This is a genomic window from Agromyces capsici (assembly GCF_058349965.1).
This window is the reverse complement of the sequence record NZ_JBYRET010000002.1, coordinates 430,434-447,078: the sequence shown is the minus strand read 5'-3', so window position 1 is coordinate 447,078 and position 16,645 is coordinate 430,434. Positions and strand designations below refer to the sequence as shown.

14 protein-coding genes and 1 pseudogene are annotated in these 16,645 nt (G+C 72.0%); 4 read left to right on the top strand and 11 right to left on the bottom strand.

Annotation, left to right across the window (positions count from 1 at the left end; translation table 11 throughout):
• A complete protein-coding gene (locus AC3RKB_RS15845; RefSeq protein WP_092669556.1) occupies positions 1–237 on the bottom strand; it encodes an RNA-binding protein in 237 nt (78 codons plus the stop codon).
• 3 nt (positions 238–240) lie between these two features.
• A complete protein-coding gene (gene rpsP / locus AC3RKB_RS15840) occupies positions 241–663 on the bottom strand; it encodes a 30S ribosomal protein S16 (RefSeq protein WP_491437211.1) in 423 nt (140 codons plus the stop codon).
• Between the two features lie 287 nt (positions 664–950).
• Here rpsP and AC3RKB_RS15835 point away from each other — a divergent pair, with 287 nt between their 5' ends.
• Positions 951–2,102, top strand: a complete 1,152-nt coding sequence (locus AC3RKB_RS15835) for a glutamate--cysteine ligase (protein WP_491437865.1) — start codon at positions 951–953, stop codon at positions 2,100–2,102.
• Between the two features lie 7 nt (positions 2,103–2,109).
• Here AC3RKB_RS15835 and AC3RKB_RS15830 read toward each other — a convergent pair whose 3' ends face one another.
• The 4 genes from AC3RKB_RS15830 to ftsY form a co-directional block, all read right to left on the bottom strand.
• A complete protein-coding gene (locus tag AC3RKB_RS15830) occupies positions 2,110–3,543 on the bottom strand; it encodes a GH1 family beta-glucosidase (RefSeq protein ID WP_491437210.1) in 1,434 nt (477 codons plus the stop codon).
• 100 nt (positions 3,544–3,643) lie between these two features.
• Positions 3,644–5,224, bottom strand: a complete 1,581-nt coding sequence (gene ffh / locus AC3RKB_RS15825; protein ID WP_491437209.1) for a signal recognition particle protein — start codon at positions 5,222–5,224, stop codon at positions 3,644–3,646.
• Positions 5,225–5,237: 13 nt separating this feature from the next.
• Positions 5,238–5,726: a DUF2004 domain-containing protein gene (locus AC3RKB_RS15820; RefSeq protein ID WP_491437208.1), complete on the bottom strand. Its 489-nt coding sequence runs from the start codon at positions 5,724–5,726 to the stop codon at positions 5,238–5,240.
• 14 nt (positions 5,727–5,740) lie between these two features.
• Positions 5,741–6,616, bottom strand: a complete 876-nt coding sequence (gene ftsY, locus AC3RKB_RS15815; RefSeq protein WP_491437207.1) for a signal recognition particle-docking protein FtsY — start codon at positions 6,614–6,616, stop codon at positions 5,741–5,743.
• A gap of 131 nt (positions 6,617–6,747) precedes the next feature.
• Between ftsY and AC3RKB_RS15810 the strand changes: the two genes are divergently transcribed.
• The gene (locus AC3RKB_RS15810; RefSeq protein ID WP_491437206.1) at positions 6,748–7,728 is read left to right on the top strand and encodes a TIGR03885 family FMN-dependent LLM class oxidoreductase; all 981 of its coding nucleotides are present in this window, start codon (positions 6,748–6,750) and stop codon (positions 7,726–7,728) included.
• Positions 7,729–7,732: 4 nt separating this feature from the next.
• Entirely contained in the window at positions 7,733–9,397 is a 1,665-nt protein-coding gene (locus tag AC3RKB_RS15805) for an alpha-amylase family protein (RefSeq protein WP_491437205.1), read from the top strand.
• Between the two features lie 22 nt (positions 9,398–9,419).
• On the opposite strand, the gene smc is transcribed toward AC3RKB_RS15805, so the two are convergent.
• Positions 9,420–12,941 carry a chromosome segregation protein SMC gene (gene smc / locus AC3RKB_RS15800; protein ID WP_491437204.1) on the bottom strand — a complete coding sequence of 1,174 codons (3,522 nt, stop codon included), beginning with the start codon at positions 12,939–12,941 and terminating at the stop codon, positions 9,420–9,422.
• Between the two features lie 153 nt (positions 12,942–13,094).
• Here smc and AC3RKB_RS15795 point away from each other — a divergent pair.
• Positions 13,095–13,448: pseudogene (locus AC3RKB_RS15795) on the top strand (GNAT family N-acetyltransferase); the annotation flags it as partial.
• Positions 13,449–14,112: 664 nt separating this feature from the next.
• Here AC3RKB_RS15795 and mutM read toward each other — a convergent pair.
• Genes mutM through AC3RKB_RS15775 form a run of 4 tightly spaced genes read right to left on the bottom strand, consistent with a single transcriptional unit; the run spans position 14,113 to position 16,571 of the window.
• Positions 14,113–15,114, bottom strand: a complete 1,002-nt coding sequence (gene mutM / locus AC3RKB_RS15790; RefSeq protein ID WP_491437203.1) for a bifunctional DNA-formamidopyrimidine glycosylase/DNA-(apurinic or apyrimidinic site) lyase — start codon at positions 15,112–15,114, stop codon at positions 14,113–14,115.
• Between the two features lies 1 nt (position 15,115).
• Complete coding sequence (gene rnc, locus AC3RKB_RS15785; RefSeq protein ID WP_491437202.1) at positions 15,116–15,826, bottom strand: ribonuclease III; 711 nt, start codon at positions 15,824–15,826, stop codon at positions 15,116–15,118.
• 28 nt (positions 15,827–15,854) lie between these two features.
• The gene (rpmF, locus tag AC3RKB_RS15780; protein WP_067950558.1) at positions 15,855–16,058 is read right to left on the bottom strand and encodes a 50S ribosomal protein L32; all 204 of its coding nucleotides are present in this window, start codon (positions 16,056–16,058) and stop codon (positions 15,855–15,857) included.
• Between the two features lie 9 nt (positions 16,059–16,067).
• On the bottom strand, positions 16,068–16,571 hold the full coding sequence (locus tag AC3RKB_RS15775; RefSeq protein WP_491437863.1) for a YceD family protein: 504 nt from the start codon (positions 16,569–16,571) through the stop codon (positions 16,068–16,070).
• Positions 16,572–16,645 lie beyond the last annotated feature (74 nt).

Here is a 16,645-nt window from a genome sequence, read left to right as displayed (position 1 = left end):
TCAGTCGTCGGTGTCGACGACGTCGACACGGACCCGGCGACCGTCGGCGAGGGCGGCGACGATGGTGCGCAGCGCCTTCGCGGTGCGACCCGACCGCCCGATGACCCGGCCGAGGTCCTCGGGGTGCACGTGCACCTCGAGGACCTCGCCGCGTGCGCTCGACGCGGAGACGACCTTCACCTCGTCAGGGTGATCGACGATCCCCTTGACGAGGTGTTCGAGCGCGGAGGTGAGCAAGGCCTACGCCTCGTCCGACGCGGTCTCGTCGGCGGCCTCGGCAGCCGGCTCCTCGGCCGGCTTCTCGGCGGGCTTCTCGGCCTTGGGCTTCACGACCGACTTCTTGGCCTCGTCGACCGCGAAACCGGCCTTGGGCTCAGCGGTGAGGACGGTGCTCTTGGCGTTCTTGTCGCCCTTGAACTTGCCCCAGTCGCCCGTGAGCTTGAGGATGGCGGCGACCTGCTCGGTCGGCTGCGCGCCGACGGAGAGCCAGTACTGCGCGCGGTCCGAGTCGACCTCGATGAACGAGGGGTTCTCGGTGGGGTGGTACTTGCCGATCTCCTCGATCACGCGACCGTCGCGCTTGGTGCGCGAGTCGGCGACGACGATGCGGTAGTACGGGGCACGGATCTTGCCGAGCCGCTTGAGACGGATCTTGACAGCCACGATTCTCCAGAATGTGTAGAAAGAGGTTGAACCGATCGCCTGGAGCGTGGGGTGCACACCCGGCGGAAGCTCGAAGGGTCGGATCACGGCCGGATAGAGGGTCGGGCGGCGATCCAACCGCCTATTCTGCCAGATCCGGGCGCGGGCCGCGAACCGAGCCGCACGGCCGTTGCCCCCGGCAGCGGCACCGGCACGTGCCGGCGCAACGTGACGTCGCCATCGCCGAGTCGACCCGGCCCCGTGCGATGATGGCCGCACGGTTCCCGCTCGTCGCGATGGAGGCTGCCATGCAGATCGAGTTCGCACGGTCCGAGCGCTCCACCGTGGGCATCGAGTGGGAGCTCGCGATCGTCGACCGCGCGAGCGGCCAGCTCGCCTCGGTGGGCGACCGCGTGCTCTCCGAGCTCGGCGATGCCGACGGCACGCCGCATCCGTTCATCACCTCGGAGCTCCTGACGAACACGGTCGAGCTCGTCAGCGGCGTGCACCGCCACGTCGCGGGCGCTGTCGACGACCTCACCGGACAGGTCGCCGAGGTGCGCGAGGTGCTCGATCGCCTCGGCGAGTACGAGCTCATCTGCAGCGGCTCGCACCCCTACAGCCAGTGGTACGACCAGCGGCTCACCGACAAGCCCCGCTACCACAAGCTCATCGAGCGCACCCGCTGGTGGGGTCGCAACATGATGATCTGGGGCATCCACGTGCACGTGGGCATCGAGGAGCGCGACAAGGCGCTGCCGATCCTCGACGGGATGCTCGCCTACGTGCCGCACCTGCAGGCGCTCTCGGCGTCGAGCCCGTACTGGGCGGGCGTCGAGACGGGGTACGCCTCCAACCGCGCGCTGATGTTCCAGCAGCTGCCGACGGCGGGCCTGCCGTACCCGCTGCCCGACTGGGGCTCGTACGAGCGCTACGTCGACGACCTCGTCCGCACCGGCGTGATCGAGGACCATACCGAGGTGCGCTGGGACATCCGCCCCTCGCCGCGGTGGGGCACGGTCGAGGTGCGCGTGTGCGACGGCGTGTCGTCGGCCGACGAGATCGGCGCGATCGCGGCGCTCATCCAGTGCCTCGTCGAGTGGATGTCGACGCGCCTCGACGCCGGCGAGACCCTCCCCGTGCTCCAGCCGTGGTACGTGCGCGAGAACAAGTGGCGGGCCGCCCGCTACGGCATGGATGCCGAGGTGATCACGGATGTCGCGGGCTCGGAGCGGCACGTCGTCGACGACCTCCGTGACCTGGTCGACACGCTCGCCCCGGTCGCCGAGCGGCTCGGCTGCGCGGTCGAGCTCGACCGCGTGCGGCGCACGCTCGACGGCGGCGCGAGCTACCAGCGGCAGCTGCAGGTCGCGGCAGACCACGACGGCGACCTCACCGCCGTCGTCGCGCACCTGGCGCGCGAGCTCCGTGAGGGCACGGCCCCGGCGGACGCCGGATAGCCGGGCGCTACGCCGGGATCCGGCGGGTGCGGATCAGCTCGGCGAACCAGCGCGCGCTGGCCTTGGGCGACCGCTCGAGGGTGTCGTAGTCGACGCGCACGATGCCGAAGCGCTTGGAGTAGCCGTAGCCCCACTCGAAGTTGTCCATGAGCGACCACACCTGGTAGCCGCGCAGGTCGACCCCGCGCGCCATGGCCCGGTGCGCGGCCGTGAAGTGCCGGCGCAGGTAGTCGACGCGGTCCTGGTCGTCGACCTGCGGGCCGTCGGGCCCCTCGGTCACGACGTCGTCGAAGGCGGCGCCGTTCTCGGTGATCATGAGCGGCACCTCGGGGTAGGCGCCGTGCAGGGCGATCAGGAGGTCTTCGAGCCCCGACGGGTCGATGTTCCAGCCCATCGCGGTGTACGGCCCCGGCTGCTCGAGGAACTCCACGTGCTCCGAGCCGGGCCAGGGCGTGCCGCCCATGTCCTTGTGCCCGTCGGCGTTCACGCGCGGCGAGACGCCGTCCCAGAGCCGCACCGTGACGGTCGAGTAGTAGTTCACGCCGAGCAGGTCGATCGGCTGCGCGATGAGCTCGGTGTCGCCCGGCCTCACGAACGACCAGTCGGTGACGGCCGCGGTGTCGGCGATCACGTCCTCGGGATAGCCGTCGCCGAACAGCGGACCCAGGAAGACGCGGTTGGCCAGGCCGTCGATGCGGCGTGCGGCCTCATGGCCGGTCTCGCCGGAGGGGCGGATGACGTGCAGGTTCAGCGTGATCGAGAACCCGGGGTCGTTCGTCACGACCTCGCGGAGCGCGCGCACCGCGAGCCCGTGCGCGAGGTTCAGGTGGTGCACCGCGGCGAGGGCCTTCGCGCCGTCGGTCAGGCCTGGGGCGTGCGCGCCCGACCCGTAACCGAGGTATGCCGAGCACCAGGGCTCGTTGAGCGTGGTCCACACGGCGACCCGGTCGCCGAGCCGCTCCCCCACGAGGCGCGCGTAGTCGGCGAACGCCTCGGCGGTCGCACGGTTGGTCCAGCCGCCCTCATCCTCGAGCGCCTGCGGCAGGTCCCAGTGGTAGAGGGTCGCGATGGGGCGGATGCCGCGGGCGATCAGCCCGTCGACGAGGCCTTCGTAGAACGCCAGGCCCGCCTCGTTCGCCGGCCCGCGGCCGGTGGGCTGGATCCGCGGCCACGCGATCGAGAACCGGTACGCCTCGAGGCCCAGCTCGGCCATGAGGTCGAGGTCGGCCTCCCAGCGGTGGTAGTGGTCGCAGGCCACGTCGCCGGTGTCGCCGTTCCAGACCTTGCCGGGCGTGTGGCTGAACGTGTCCCAGATCGACGGCCCACGGCCGTCCTCGTTCGCGGCGCCCTCGATCTGGTACGACGCGGTCGCCGAGCCGAGCAGGAAGTCGGGCGCGAACTCGAGCCCGGAGTCGCGGTAGTCGGCGTTGCCGGTCGTCATCGTCGTGCTCCACTCGTCATGCGCGGCATTTGTTGCGGGTTCCACTGTATCCCGGCTCCGACGACCGTGACGTCGACGGCACCGACGCCGTGCGGCGTTCTCAGCGGCCGAGGAACTTCTGCAGGGCGGCGAGGTCCTCCTCGCTCGGGGCGCCCTTCGCGCCGCCGGCGCCGAGGCCGAAGCCCGAGCCCGCCGCCGAACCCGACGCGGCAGGGGCGACGCCCGAGGCGATCGCGGCGTTCTCGGCCGCGCGCTTGGCCGGGTTGCCGGAGCGCGAGCCAGACGACTTCTTCTTGGCCTTCGCCGCCTGGCGCTTGCCGCCGCCGTAGCCGCCGGCGCCCGGGATCGGACCCATGCCCGGCACCTGGGGCACGCCGCCGCGGGCGACGGTCTTCATCATCTTGGCGGCCTGCTCGAAACGCTGCACGAGCTGGTTGACGTCGGTGACGGTCATGCCGGAGCCCTTCGCGATGCGCAGGCGACGGGAGCCGTTCAGCAGCTTGGGGTTGCGCCGCTCGGCGACCGTCATCGACTGGATGATCGCCTCGGTGCGAACGATCTCGCGCTCGTCGAAGTTCTCGAGCTGCTGCTTCATGCCGCCCGCGCCCGGCAGCATGCCGAGCATCTTCTTGATCGAGCCCGCGCCGCGGAGCTGCTGCATCTGGGCGAGGAAGTCCTCGAGCGTGAACTGCTCGGTCGCGAGCTTCTCGGCGACCTTCAGCGCCTCCTCTTCGTCGAAGGCCTGCTGGGCCTGCTCGATGAGCGTGAGGATGTCGCCGAGGTCGAGGATGCGGCTCGCCATGCGGTCGGGGTGGAACGGCTCGAAGTCGTCGAGCGTCTCGCCGGTGGAGGCGAAGATGATGGGGCGACCGGTGACGGAGGCCACGGACAGCGCGGCGCCGCCGCGGGCGTCGCCGTCGAGCTTGGAGAGCACGACGCCCGTGAAGTCGACGCCGTCCTGGAACGCCTTCGCCGTCGTCACGGCGTCCTGGCCGATCATCGCGTCGATGACGAAGAGCACCTCGTCGGGGTTCGTCGCCTTGCGGATGTCGGCGGCCTGCTTCATCATCTCGGCGTCGACGCCGAGGCGGCCGGCGGTGTCGATGATGACGACGTCGTGCTGGGCCCGCCCGGCGTACGCGACGGCGTCCTTCGCGACCTTGACCGGGTCGCCCACGCCGGTGCCGGGCTCGGGGGCGAACACCTGCACGCCGGCCTGCTCGCCGACGACCTGGAGCTGGGTGACGGCGTTCGGGCGCTGCAGGTCGGCCGCGACGAGCAGCGGCGTGTGGCCGTCCTTCTTGAGCCACTTCGCGAGCTTGCCCGCGAGCGTGGTCTTGCCGGCGCCCTGGAGGCCCGCGAGCATGATGACCGTGGGCGGGGTCTTCGCGAACTGCAGGCGGCGCTGCTGCCCGCCGAGGATGCCGACGAGCTCCTCGTTGACGATCTGCACGACCTGCTGGGCCGGGTTCAGCGCGCGGTTCACCTCGTCGCCGAGCGCGCGCTCGCGCACCGTCGCGGTGAACGACTTGACGACGTCGAGCGAGACGTCGGCGTCGAGCAGCGCGCGCCGGATCTCGCGGACGGTGCCGTCGACGTCGGCAGCGGAGAGCTTGCCCTTGGTGCGGAGGTTCTTGAACGTCTCGGTCAGACGGTCAGAGAGGGTGCCGAACGTAGCCATAGTGCCGTCAAGTCTAGGCGTCGTGGCGGACGTCGACGATCTCGCGGCCGATGTCGATGATCGCGACGAGGCGCGCGTCGACGTCCTCGGGTGCGAGGCCGTACTCGAACTCCGCGAACGTCTCGCCCTCGCGGTCGGCGTCCGGGCGGAGGTCGACCCGCACGAGCGAGAGCGAGCGCAGGGCGTCGATGTCGCGGTCGCCGGAGTCGCGCGTGATCGCGTCGGCCGCGGCATCCGCCTCGTCGCCCTCGCCGTCGAGCACGGCGCGCAGGTACCGCACGACGGGCGAGGCCGACGAGTCGAGCTGCCCGACGAACAGGTTCCGCAGCTCGTCGTCGACGAGCTCGAGCTCGCCGATCAGGGTCGCGGCCGCGTCGAGCGCCGCGGTCGAGACGAGGTCGGCGTCGGCGTCGAGCACGACCTCGACGTCCTGGTCGGCGTACTGGAACCGCTCGGACCAGTAGTCGCCCACGAGCCCGAAGTAATCGTGCTCCATCGACATGGCGCGCTCCCCTCTCAGCCGACGAGCTTCTGCGCGAACACGTGCGGCGTGAAGCCCGTGAGGTCGTTGATGCCCTCGCCCTGGCCGATGAGCTTGATCGGCAGCCCGGTCTTCTCCTGCACGGCGATCACGAACCCGCCCTTCGCGGACCCGTCGAGCTTGGTGAGCACCAGGCCGGTCACTCCGCCGTGCTGGATGAACGCCTCGGCCTGCGCGAGCCCGTTCTGCCCGGTGGTCGCGTCGAGCACCAGCAGCACCTCGCTGATCGGCGCCTGCTTCTCGACGACGCGCTTGATCTTGCCGAGCTCGTCCATGAGCCCGCCCTTGGTGTGCAGGCGGCCGGCGGTGTCGATGATCACGATCTCGGTGCCCGTGCGCTTGGCGTACTCGATGGTCTGGAAGGCGACGGATGCCGGGTCCTGGCCCTCGCGCTCGGGGCGCACCACCTCGGCGCCGGCGCGTTCGGCCCACGTGGCGAGCTGGTCGACGGCGGCCGCGCGGAACGTGTCGGCGGCGCCGACCACGACGCTGCGGCCGTAGGTGCGCAGGAATCTGGCGAACTTGCCGATCGTGGTGGTCTTGCCGACGCCGTTGACCCCGACGACCAGCACGACGGCGGGGCGCTCGGTGAGCTTGAGCGTCGGGTCGTACTTCGACAGCCGCTCCTCGACGAGCTCGCGGAGCATCCGCTGCACGTCGCGGGGGTCGGTCGTCTTGTACCGCTCGACCTGCGCCTTGATGCGGTCGACGACCTCCTCGGTCACGGCCGGGCCGAAGTCGGCGCGGATCAGGGCCGACTCGAGGTCGTCCCAGGTGTCCTCGTCGATCGTCTTCGCCCCGAACACGTTGCGGAGGGCCGCGCCGAGCGACCACGATGCGCGTTCTGCCATGCCATCCAGCCTAGGGCCGAGCGGATGGCGCGGCCGCCTCGCGCCCGCGGTACCCGGGCTCGGCCGCCCTCGCAAGGCCTTGCCGCCGCAGCGGGCGTGCGCGAGCATCGGCCAGGACGGAAGGAGACCCCATGCCCCTCGTCGGATTCCATGCGTCGCACGAGCAGTTGCCCCCCAGCGCCCTCCTCGACGCGGTCGTGCACGCCGAGCAGGCCGGATTCGAGGCCGCGATGTGCAGCGATCACTGGGCGCCGTGGAGCGTGCGCCAGGGCCACTCGGGCTACGCCTGGAGCTGGCTCGGCGCGGCGCTGCAGGCGACCTCGTTCACGCTCGGCGTGGTGACCGCGCCCGGGCAGCGATACCACCCCGCGGTCGCGGCGCAGAAGATCGCGACGCTCGGCGAGATGTTCCCGGGCCGATTCTGGGCGGCGATCGGCAGCGGCGAGGCCATGAACGAGCACATCACCGGCGACCCGTGGCCCGACAAGGACACCCGCGACCGGCGGCTCGCCGAGACGGTCGACGTGATCCGGCGGCTGCTCGCGGGCGAGGAGGTGGACGTCGACGGGACCGTCAGCGTGCACGAGGCGCGCCTCTGGACGCGGCCCGAGACGCCGCCCGCACTGCTCGCCGCCGCCGTCTCTCCCGAGACGGCGGTCGAGGCCGCGGCCTGGGCCGACGGCGTGATCACCGTCGACCAGGATCGCGCCGCCCTGCGCGACTTCATGCAGGCCTACCGCGAGGCGGGCGGCCGCGGGCCGATCTGCGTGCAGGTGCACCTCAGCTGGGCGCCCACCGACGACCAGGCCGTCGCGATCGCGCACGACCAGTGGCGCCAGAGCCTCGTGCCCGCGCACGAGGCGTGGGAGCTCGAGCAGCCCGAGGACTTCGACCGGCGCACCGCGGACGCCACGCCCGAACAGGTCGCGCAGAGCCTGCTCGCGTCCGCCGACACGCGCCGGCACCTCGACGCGCTCCTCGAGCTCGCCGACACCGGCGTGGACCGCATCTACCTGCACCACGTCGGCCAGGAGCAGCGCGGCTTCATTGACGCGTTCGGCGAGCACGTGCTGCCGGAGCTGTCGAAGGCCGGCCCCCGGATCGGAGGCTGAGCGGATGCGCGCGACCGATCGCGGCGACCTCTGGTGGAAGGCCGCCGTCGTCTACTGCCTCGACGTCGAGACGTTCATGGACTGGAACGACGACGGCTGCGGCGACTTCGAGGGACTCGCCCAGCGCCTCGACCACCTCGACGAGCTCGGCGTCACCTGCATCTGGCTCATGCCGTTCCAGCCCTCGCCCGACCTCGACGACGGGTACGACATCGTCGACTTCGTCGGCGTCGACCCGCGGCTCGGCGCGCTCGGCGACGTCGTCGCGTTCGTCCGTGCGGCGCGCGATCGCGGCATCCGCGTGATCATGGACCTGGTCATGAACCACACGTCGGAGCGCCATCCGTGGTTCCAGTCCGCCAAGCGCAGCCGGAACTCGCCGTACCGCGACTTCTACGTATGGCGCGATGAGGTGCCCCCGAACCCGCCCGCCAGCGTCTTCCCGGGCGAGGAGGAGGGCGTCTGGGAGTGGCACGAGCCGACCGGCCAGTACTACCTCCACTCGTTCTACCGGCACCAGCCCGACCTCAACATCGCCAACCCCGACGTGCGCGACGAGATCGCGAAGACCATCGGCTTCTGGCTCGAACTCGGGATCTCGGGATTCCGGGTCGACGCCGTGCCGTTCCTGATCGAGCCGCCGGCCGGTGAGGACGTCGGCGACCCGCACGAGCTCATGCGCGACCTGCGGCGCTACCTGCAGCGGCGCGCGAGCGAGGCGATCCTGCTCGGCGAGGTCAACCTGCCGTACGAGCAGCAGCTCGAGTACTTCGGTCGCGAGGGCGACCCGGCCGAGCTGACCCTGCAGTTCGACTTCGAGGCGATGCAGCGGCTCTACCTCTCACTGGCCCGCCAGGATGCCACGTCGCTGCGCGACACGCTCGCGCGCCGCCCGCAGCTCGAACCCGAGAAGCAGTGGGCGAACTTCGTGCGAAACCACGACGAGCTCACCCTCGACAAGCTGAGCGAGGCCGAGCGCGAGGAGGTCTTCGACGCGTTCGCGCCCGAGGACTGGATGCGCGTCTACGGCCGGGGCATCGTGCGCCGGCTGCCGACGATGCTCGAGGGCGACCCGCGGCGGGTGCGGATGGTGTACAGCCTGCTGTTCTCGCTGCCCGGCACGCCCGTGCTCTTCTACGGCGAGGAGATCGGCATGGGCGAGAACGGCGAGCTCGAGAAGCGCCAGGCCGTGCGCAGCCCCATGCAGTGGACGGGCGGGAGGAACGGCGGGTTCTCGCGCACGACCCCGGGCCGGCTCGTCGCCGCACCGCCGGCCGACGGATACGCGCCCGAGCACGTCAACGTCGAGGCGCAGATGCACGACCCCGAGTCGCTGCTGCGGACCGTCGAGGGCTTCATCCGGCGCTATCGCAGCTCGCCCGAGATCGGCTGGGGACGGTTCGAGCTGCTCGACGTCGGCGAGCCGGCCGTGCTCGCGCACCGGATCACGGAGGACGACCTGCGGTTCGTCGCGCTGCACAACTTCGCGCCGCGGCCCGTGCGCGTGACGCTCGAGCTCGGCGACCTGTCGGAGGGTTCGCTGCTCTCGGACCTGTTCGCGGTCGGCGCCGACGACATCGACGAGCGCGGACGCGTCGACGTCGAGCTCGACGCGTACGGCTACCGCTGGTTCCGGATCCTGGCGCCGGGCGACCGCCGGCTCACCTGACGGCGGGCGGCCGCGGCATCCGTCAACTGGCCTTCGCCTCGACCTCGTCGCGCACGCGCTGGCCGACGACCGCCGACACGCCGTCCTGGCGCATCGACACGCCGTACAGCGCGTCGGCGATCTCCATCGTGCGCTTCTGGTGGGTGATGACGATGAGCTGGCTCGACTCGCGCAGGTCCTCGAACGTCGTGAGCAGGCGCCCCAGGTTCGCGTCGTCGAGCGCGGCCTCGACCTCGTCCATGATGTAGAACGGGCTCGGCCGGGCCTTGAAGATGGCCAGCAGCAGCGCGACGGCCGCGAGCGAGCGCTCGCCGCCCGAGAGCAGCGAGAGCCGCTCGATCTTCTTCCCCGCGGGCTTGACGCTCACCTCGATGCCGGTCGTGAGCAGGTCATCGGGATTCGTGAGCGCGATGCGACCCTCACCACCCGGGAACAGGATCGGGAACACCTCGGCGAACGCGGCCCGGGTGTCCTCGAACGCCGAACGGAAGATCGACTCCATGCGGCCGTCGATCTCCTCGATGATCGTGAGCAGGTCCTTTCGGGTGTTCGCGAGGTCGGTGAGCTGCTCGGTGAGGAACTGGTGGCGCTGCTCGAGCGCGGCGAACTCCTCGAGCGCGAGCGGGTTGACCCGGCCGAGCTGGGCGAGCTTGCGCTCGGCGGCCTGAAGGCGCTTCTGCTGCTCGGCCCGGTCGAACGGCCGCGGCTCGGTGTCGGGGTCGCCGTCGACGGGGATCGGCTGGTCGGGGCCGTACTCGGCGACGAGCACCTCCTCGCCGAGGCCGAGCTCGCTCTCGGCCCGCTCGATGAGCGAGGCGACGTGCAGCTTCTTCTCGTAGATGCGCAGCTCGAGGCCGTGCACGTCCTCGGTGACCGAGTGCAGGCGTTCGCGAACGGATGCCTCGGCGCGCCGGGCGGCCTGCACTTCCTCGTTGCGGCTGGACCGTTCGGCCTCCGCGGCGGCGAGCGCGACGCGCGCCTCGGCGACGGACGCGCCGACCGAGGCGAGCACGGGCGGCAGGGCATCGGCGACGCGCGTGGCGGACGCGAGCTGGGCGCGACGGACGACCGCGCGGCGCGCGGCCTCCTCGGCGGCACGCCGCTCGGCCTCGTACTGGCGCTCCATGGCGGCGATGCGCGCCTCCTCGGCGCGAACGCGCTCGCGGGCGGTCTCGAGCCGGAGTCGCGCCTCGACCTCGTCCTCGCGCGCGCCCTCGAGCGCGGCGAGGGCGCCGTCGCGCCGCTCGGCCTCGAGCACGGGGCGCGGCTCGGCACGCGCCGCCTCGAGCTCGGACTTCGCGGTCGCCGCGGCGGCCTCGGCCTCGGCGATGCGTTCCTCGGCCGTGCGCAGCGCCTCGGCGAGCCGCTCGGTCTCGGCCGCGGCGGCCTCGGCCTGCACGCGTGCGCGGTTCAGCGCCTCGGTGCGCTGGGCGAGCTTCGCGTCGAACTCGCGGAGCGCGGCGAGCGCGAGCTTGGACTGCTCCTTGGCGTGCTCGGCGATGCCGCGCTGCTCGTCGAGGTCGAATCGGGCCCGCTCGATGTCGGCGCGAACCTCCTCGAGCCGGAGATCGGCGCGGTCGCGCTCGGCGATCAGCTCGATGCGGCTCTGGGTGCGACCCGATCCGCCGCGGACGACGTAGCGGCCGACGACGGTGCCGTCGCGAGTGATGACGGTCGCGGGCCGGTCGAGCACGGCGAGGTGCGGCTCGGCGGCGCGCACGGCGTCGAGGTCGTCGGCGACGAGCACCTCGCCGAGGAGGGCAAGCACGCCGGACGGCGCGTCGACGACATCGGCCGCGGCGACGAGCCCGGGCACGACGAGGGGGGCCGGCGCCTCGGCGCGCGGGTCGGCGATCGTGAGCGCGACCCGGCCGAGGTCGCCGTCGGTCGCTGCCGCGACGGCGCGGAGCGCGGCGTCGCGGTCGTCGACGAGCACCGACTCGGCGAGCGAGCCGAGCGCCGCGGCGACGGCCGCCTCGTAGCCGGGCTCGATGCGCAGGTGCTCGGCGAGGAGGCCTCGCACGCCGGAGGTGCCCGACGCGACGAGCGCCGCCGAGCCGTCCTTCTGGTCGAGCGCGAGCGACAGCGCGCCGACGCGCGCGCCGAGCGCGTCGCGCTCGCGCTCACGGTCGTGCAGCGCCTCGCGGAGCCGCTCGATCTCGCCCTCGGCCTCGAACACGGCCGCCTGGGCGAGCTCGTACGCCTCGTCGAGGTCGGTCTCGGCCGTCGGGTCGGCGTCGGTCTCGGCCTCGACCCGCGCCAGATCCGCGGCGGCGGCCTCGCGGCGCAGGTGCGCGGCGTCCAGCGCGTTCCGGTGGCGGAGCACCTCGCCGCGCACGGCGGCGAGCTTCGACGCGGCCGTGTCGGCACGGCCGGAGAGCTGCGAGGCGCGCAGGTCGTACGCGCTCACCCGGGCCGCCTGCGCGGCGATCTCCTCGTCGACCGAGTCGAGCGCGATGCGGGCCTCCCGGGTCGACGAGGTCGCCTGCTCCAGGGCGGATGCCGCGTCGCCGACGCCGCCGCGGATGCCGTCGAGCTCCGCCCGCGTCGCGTCGATGTCGGCGCGGGTCACGGTCGGCACGGAATCCGTGCCCTCGTCGGCCGCGGACAGCAGCGCGATGCGCTGGCGCGCGAGCGAGTCGAGCGAGCGCAGACGCGCCTCGGACTGCTCGAGCGCGAAGCTCACGGCGCGGGCGCGGTCGACCTCGTCGCCGCCCGACGCCTGCTCGAGCCGGGCGATGTGGGCCTGGTGGCGCTCCAGCTCCTGCTGCAGCACGAGCCGCTCGGCGTGCCGCTCGTGCTCGGTGCGCCCGGCGGCCTCGAGCCCGCGGCGCAGCTCGACGACCTCGTCGGCCACGAGGCGGGCCTTCGCGTCGCGCACCACCGAGGCGATGCCGGCCGCCTCGCGGGCGACCTCGGCCTGGCGGCCGAGGGGCTTCAGCTGGCGGCGCAGCTCGGCCGCGAGGTCGGTCAGTCGCGTGAGGTTCGCCTGCATCGCGTCGAGCTTGCGCAGCGTCTTCTCCTTGCGGCGACGGTGCTTGAGGATGCCCGCGGCCTCCTCGATGAAGCCGCGCCGGTCCTCCGGACTCGCGTGCAGTACCTGGTCGAGCTGCCCCTGCCCGACGATGACGTGCATCTCGCGGCCGAGTCCCGAGTCGCTGAGCAGCTCCTGCACGTCGAGCAGCCGGCACTGCTCGCCGTTGATCGCGTACTCGCTGCCGCCGTTGCGGAACAGGGTCCGCGAGATCGTGACCTCGGTGTACTCGATCGGCAGCGCGCCGTCCGAGTTGTCGATCGTCAGGCTCACCTCGGCGCGACCGAGCGGCCCGCGCGTCGAGGTGCCGGCGAAGATGACATCCTCCATCTTGCCGCCGCGGAGGGTCTTCGCGCCCTGCTCCCCCATCACCCAGGCGAGGCCGTCGACGACGTTCGACTTGCCGGAGCCGTTGGGGCCGACGATGCAGGTGACCCCCGGCTCGAAGGCGAAGGTGGTCGGCTGCGCGAAGGACTTGAAGCCCTTGAGGGTGAGGCTCTTGAGGTACACGACCACCCTTCCGACTGCCGAGCGCTGCGGACTACGGTAACCGACGATCCGGGTGCGGCCGGTCGCGCTCGCCGCCCGGGCGCGGATCGGGCGTTGCCGCGCGGCGGGCGAGACCGTAGGCTGGCGGGCTGCGACGACGCGACGGGGGGACACGTGAGCATCGACATCCGGCCCATCCACCTACCCGACCGCGCCGACGCACCCGACGGCGACGAGCTCCGCGCGTACGCCGGCCTCATCAGGCGGCTCGATGTCGAGACGATCGGCACGCCCGACCTGAGCCCGCGGCCGCGCGAACTGCTGCACGAGCTCCGCGGCGTCGAGTACACGGCGCACACCGCGATCGGCGCGTTCGAAATGGGCCGGATCGTGGGATACGCGCTCGTGCACTGGGAACTCGACGACGACGCCACGACGGCGTACGTCCCCATGCTGGGCGTCGATCCGGACCGACGGCGGGAGGGTATCGGCTCGGGGCTGCTCAGCGCGGCCGAGCAGGCCGCCCGGTCGGCGGGCCGACCCACGACCGTGCTGTCGGCCGAGCACCTGCTCGAGCGGGACGACCCCGACGCGCCCCGGCTCCACGCGCCGCAGGGCGACGCGAGCATCCCGGCCGATGCGGCGCCCTCGCGATTCGCCCGCGCGCACGGCTACGAACTCGGCCAGCTCTACCGGGCGAGCGCGATGGATGTCGCGGGCCGGGGCGACGAGTTCCGCGACCGCCTCGCGGCCGCGCTCGACGCGGCATCCGACGACTACCGCCTCGTGGCCTGGCAGGGCCGCGCCCCCGACGAGCTCGTCGACTCGCTCGCGTACGCGCACGAGCGGATGTCGGTGGACCCGCCCGCCGGCGCGATCGCCTTCGAGCACGAGCCATGGGATGCCGCCCGCGTCCGCGAGGCCGAGCAACGCTCGCTCGCCGCCGGCAGGATCCACCTGAACGTCGCAGCGGTCACCCCCGACGGCGAGGTCGTCGGCTTCACGGAGCTCTCGCTCCTGCCCGACTCCCCCGCCGTCGAGCAGTGGGACACCATCGTGCTCGCCCCGCACCGCGGCCACCGGCTCGGCATGCGATTGAAGCTCGCGAACCTGGTCGCGCTCGCCGACACGGACCCGTCGCGCGACCGCGTCTACACCTGGAACGCCGACGAGAACGCGCACATGCTGGCGATCAACGTGTCGCTGGGGTTCCGTCCGTTCGCGCTGGAGTCGACGTGGCAGCGGCCGTCGCCGGACGGGTCGTCGCCGGACGGGTCGCGCGCGGCGTCCGGAGACGCTGGCACCTCGGGCAGCGGTGGGACGAGCGGTTCATGAACGCCTCGCGCACGATCGGCGTGCCGCAGCGCGGGCACGGCTTCCCCGCCTGCCCGTAGGCGTTCAGCGAGTGCGCGAAGTAGCCGGACGCGCCGTTGACGTTCACGTACTGCGCGTCGAAGCTCGTGCCGCCCTCGGCGAGGGCCTTGTGCAGCACGTCGCGCACCGCCTGCAGCAGCTCGCGGATGCGGCGACGACTCAGCGTCGCGCCCGGTTGCTCGCCGTGCAGGCGGACCGCCCAGAGCGCCTCGTCGGCGTAGATGTTGCCGACGCCGGAGACGAGCGACTGGTCGAGGAGGATCCGCTTGACGCCCGAGGAGCGTCGCGCCACCGCGTCGACGAATCGGTCGTCGCGGAACGCGGGGTCGAGGGGGTCGCGGGCGATGTGCGACACCTGCGACGGGACCGATCGCGCCCACGGGCCGGTCACGCCGTCGGAGAAGCCGGCGACCTCGCCGTCGTCGGTCGGCACCATCCGATCGACGGCCATCGACCCGAAGATGCGCTGGTCGACGAAGTCGACCCGGAGCTCGCCGTGCTCGGGATGTTCGAGGTGCAGCCGGATCCGGGCGTGCCGGTCGCCGCCCGGATGATCGGGCGTGCGCAGCAGCAGCTGGCCGCTCATGCCCAGGTGGCCGACGAGCGCGTCGCCGCCCTGGAGCGGCAGCCAGAGGAACTTGCCGCGCCGCACGGCCGCCTCGATGCGCCGTCCGGTGAGCAGCCGTTCGAAGTCGCCGGATGCCGCGTCGTGCCGTTTCAGCGATCGCGTGTCGAGCACCTCGACCCCGGCGATGCGGGCACCCGTGACCGCCGGCGCGAGTCCGGCCCGGACCACTTCGACCTCGGGGAGCTCGGGCACGTCAGCGCGCGTTCAGGACGGTCCACGCCTCGAGGGCCGCGGCCATCTCGGCCTGCTTCTTGCTCGAGCCCTCGCCCGACGCCGACACGAGGTCGCCGACGGTCACCGTGGCCACGAAGTGCTTGTTGTGGTCGGGACCGCTCTCGGTCACGACGTACGCGGGCGCCGTCGTACCGCGCCTGGCCGCGATCTCCTGCAGGCTCGTCTTCGGGTCCATGGCCGCGCCGAAGCGCCCGGGGTCCTCCATGAGCGGGGAGATGAGGCGCAGCACGAGGTCGGTTGCGACGTCGCCGCCGCGGTCGAGGTACACCGCGCCGATGATGGCCTCGACGGTGTCGGCGAGGATCGAGGGCTTGTCGGCGCCGCCGGTCAGCGTCTCGCCACGGCCCAGGCGGATGTACGGTCCGAGCCCGATCGTGCGCGCCACCTCGGCGAGCGCCACCGACGAGACGAGGCTCGCCCGGCGCTTCGCCAGCTCGCCCTCGTCGAGTTCGGGGTGCTCGGTGAACAGCCGCACGGTGACGGCCTGGCCGAGGATCGAGTCGCCGAGGAACTCGAGCCGCTCGTTGGTCGGGATGCCGCCGTTCTCGTACGCGAACGACCGGTGCGTGAGTGCGAGGAGCAGGAGTTCGGGGTCGAGCTCGACCTGCAGCGTGCGCTGCAGTTCGGCGAGCTCGTGTGCCCCGGTGTCCGTACGCTCAGCGCGCCTCACGACCGGTCGTTCGGGAGTCTCGGGCCGACTAGACGTCGGCGACCTTGCGGCCCTTGTACTCGAGGAACAGCGGGGTGCCCGCCGAGTCCTCGACGACGCGCGCGCGGTGCGGGAGGCTGTAGGTGACCTTGCCGTTCTCGACGGTCTTGACGAGCGTGGGCACCTCGGCCTTCCACTGCGAACGGCGCGCGTGGGTGTTGGCGCGTGACTTCTTCCGCTTGGGAACAGCCATGACTCTCTCTCAATCTCTCTTCTGGTCGGCATCGGATGCGGTCGGCACCGTGCCCTCGTCTTCGGAAGCCGTGAACCCCGTGAGCGCGGCCCAACGCGGGTCGGACTGCTCGGGGGTGACGAGTTCGGGATGTTCGGCCAGACGCAGCCCGGTCTCGGGGTCGAGACCCGGGCAGTCCGGCCGGCACACCGGCTGGAAGGGCAGTGCCAGCACTACCGCATCTCTGATGAGCGATTCAAGATCCACGTGGTCGTCTTGAACCTCATACTCGAAAGCTTCTCCGGAATGATACGCGAAAAGCTCCTGGAACTCGACTTGGACCGGCAGCGCGATGTCGATCAGGCATCGTCCGCACTCCCCCTCGGCGACCGCGTCGACCTCGGCGGACACCAGGATGCCCTCGTGCACCGACTCCAGGCGTACGTCGATCTCGAGCTCGGAACCCTCGCGCACGGCGACGAGCCCCTCACCGAACTGCTCGGGCGCGGGGACGTCGAGGCGATGCTCGCGCATCTCGCCGGGACGGTTCACGAGGTCGCGCACGATGAGGCGGAAGGGGGAATGCTGGACAGCCACGATCGACGATT

Coding starts and splice junctions, on each gene's coding strand:
- AC3RKB_RS15835 (WP_491437865.1), top strand. CDS start 951: ATGCAGATCGAGTTCGCACGGTCCGAGCGCTCCACCGTGGGCATCGAG.
- rpmF (WP_067950558.1), bottom strand. CDS start 16,058: ATGGCTGTTCCCAAGCGGAAGAAGTCACGCGCCAACACCCACGCGCGC.
- ftsY (WP_491437207.1), bottom strand. CDS start 6,616: ATGGCAGAACGCGCATCGTGGTCGCTCGGCGCGGCCCTCCGCAACGTG.
- AC3RKB_RS15805 (WP_491437205.1), top strand. CDS start 7,733: ATGCGCGCGACCGATCGCGGCGACCTCTGGTGGAAGGCCGCCGTCGTC.
- AC3RKB_RS15830 (WP_491437210.1), bottom strand. CDS start 3,543: ATGACGACCGGCAACGCCGACTACCGCGACTCCGGGCTCGAGTTCGCG.
- AC3RKB_RS15820 (WP_491437208.1), bottom strand. CDS start 5,726: ATGTCGATGGAGCACGATTACTTCGGGCTCGTGGGCGACTACTGGTCC.
- AC3RKB_RS15810 (WP_491437206.1), top strand. CDS start 6,748: ATGCCCCTCGTCGGATTCCATGCGTCGCACGAGCAGTTGCCCCCCAGC.
- AC3RKB_RS15775 (WP_491437863.1), bottom strand. CDS start 16,571: ATGCGCGAGCATCGCCTCGACGTCCCCGCGCCCGAGCAGTTCGGTGAG.
- ffh (WP_491437209.1), bottom strand. CDS start 5,224: ATGGCTACGTTCGGCACCCTCTCTGACCGTCTGACCGAGACGTTCAAG.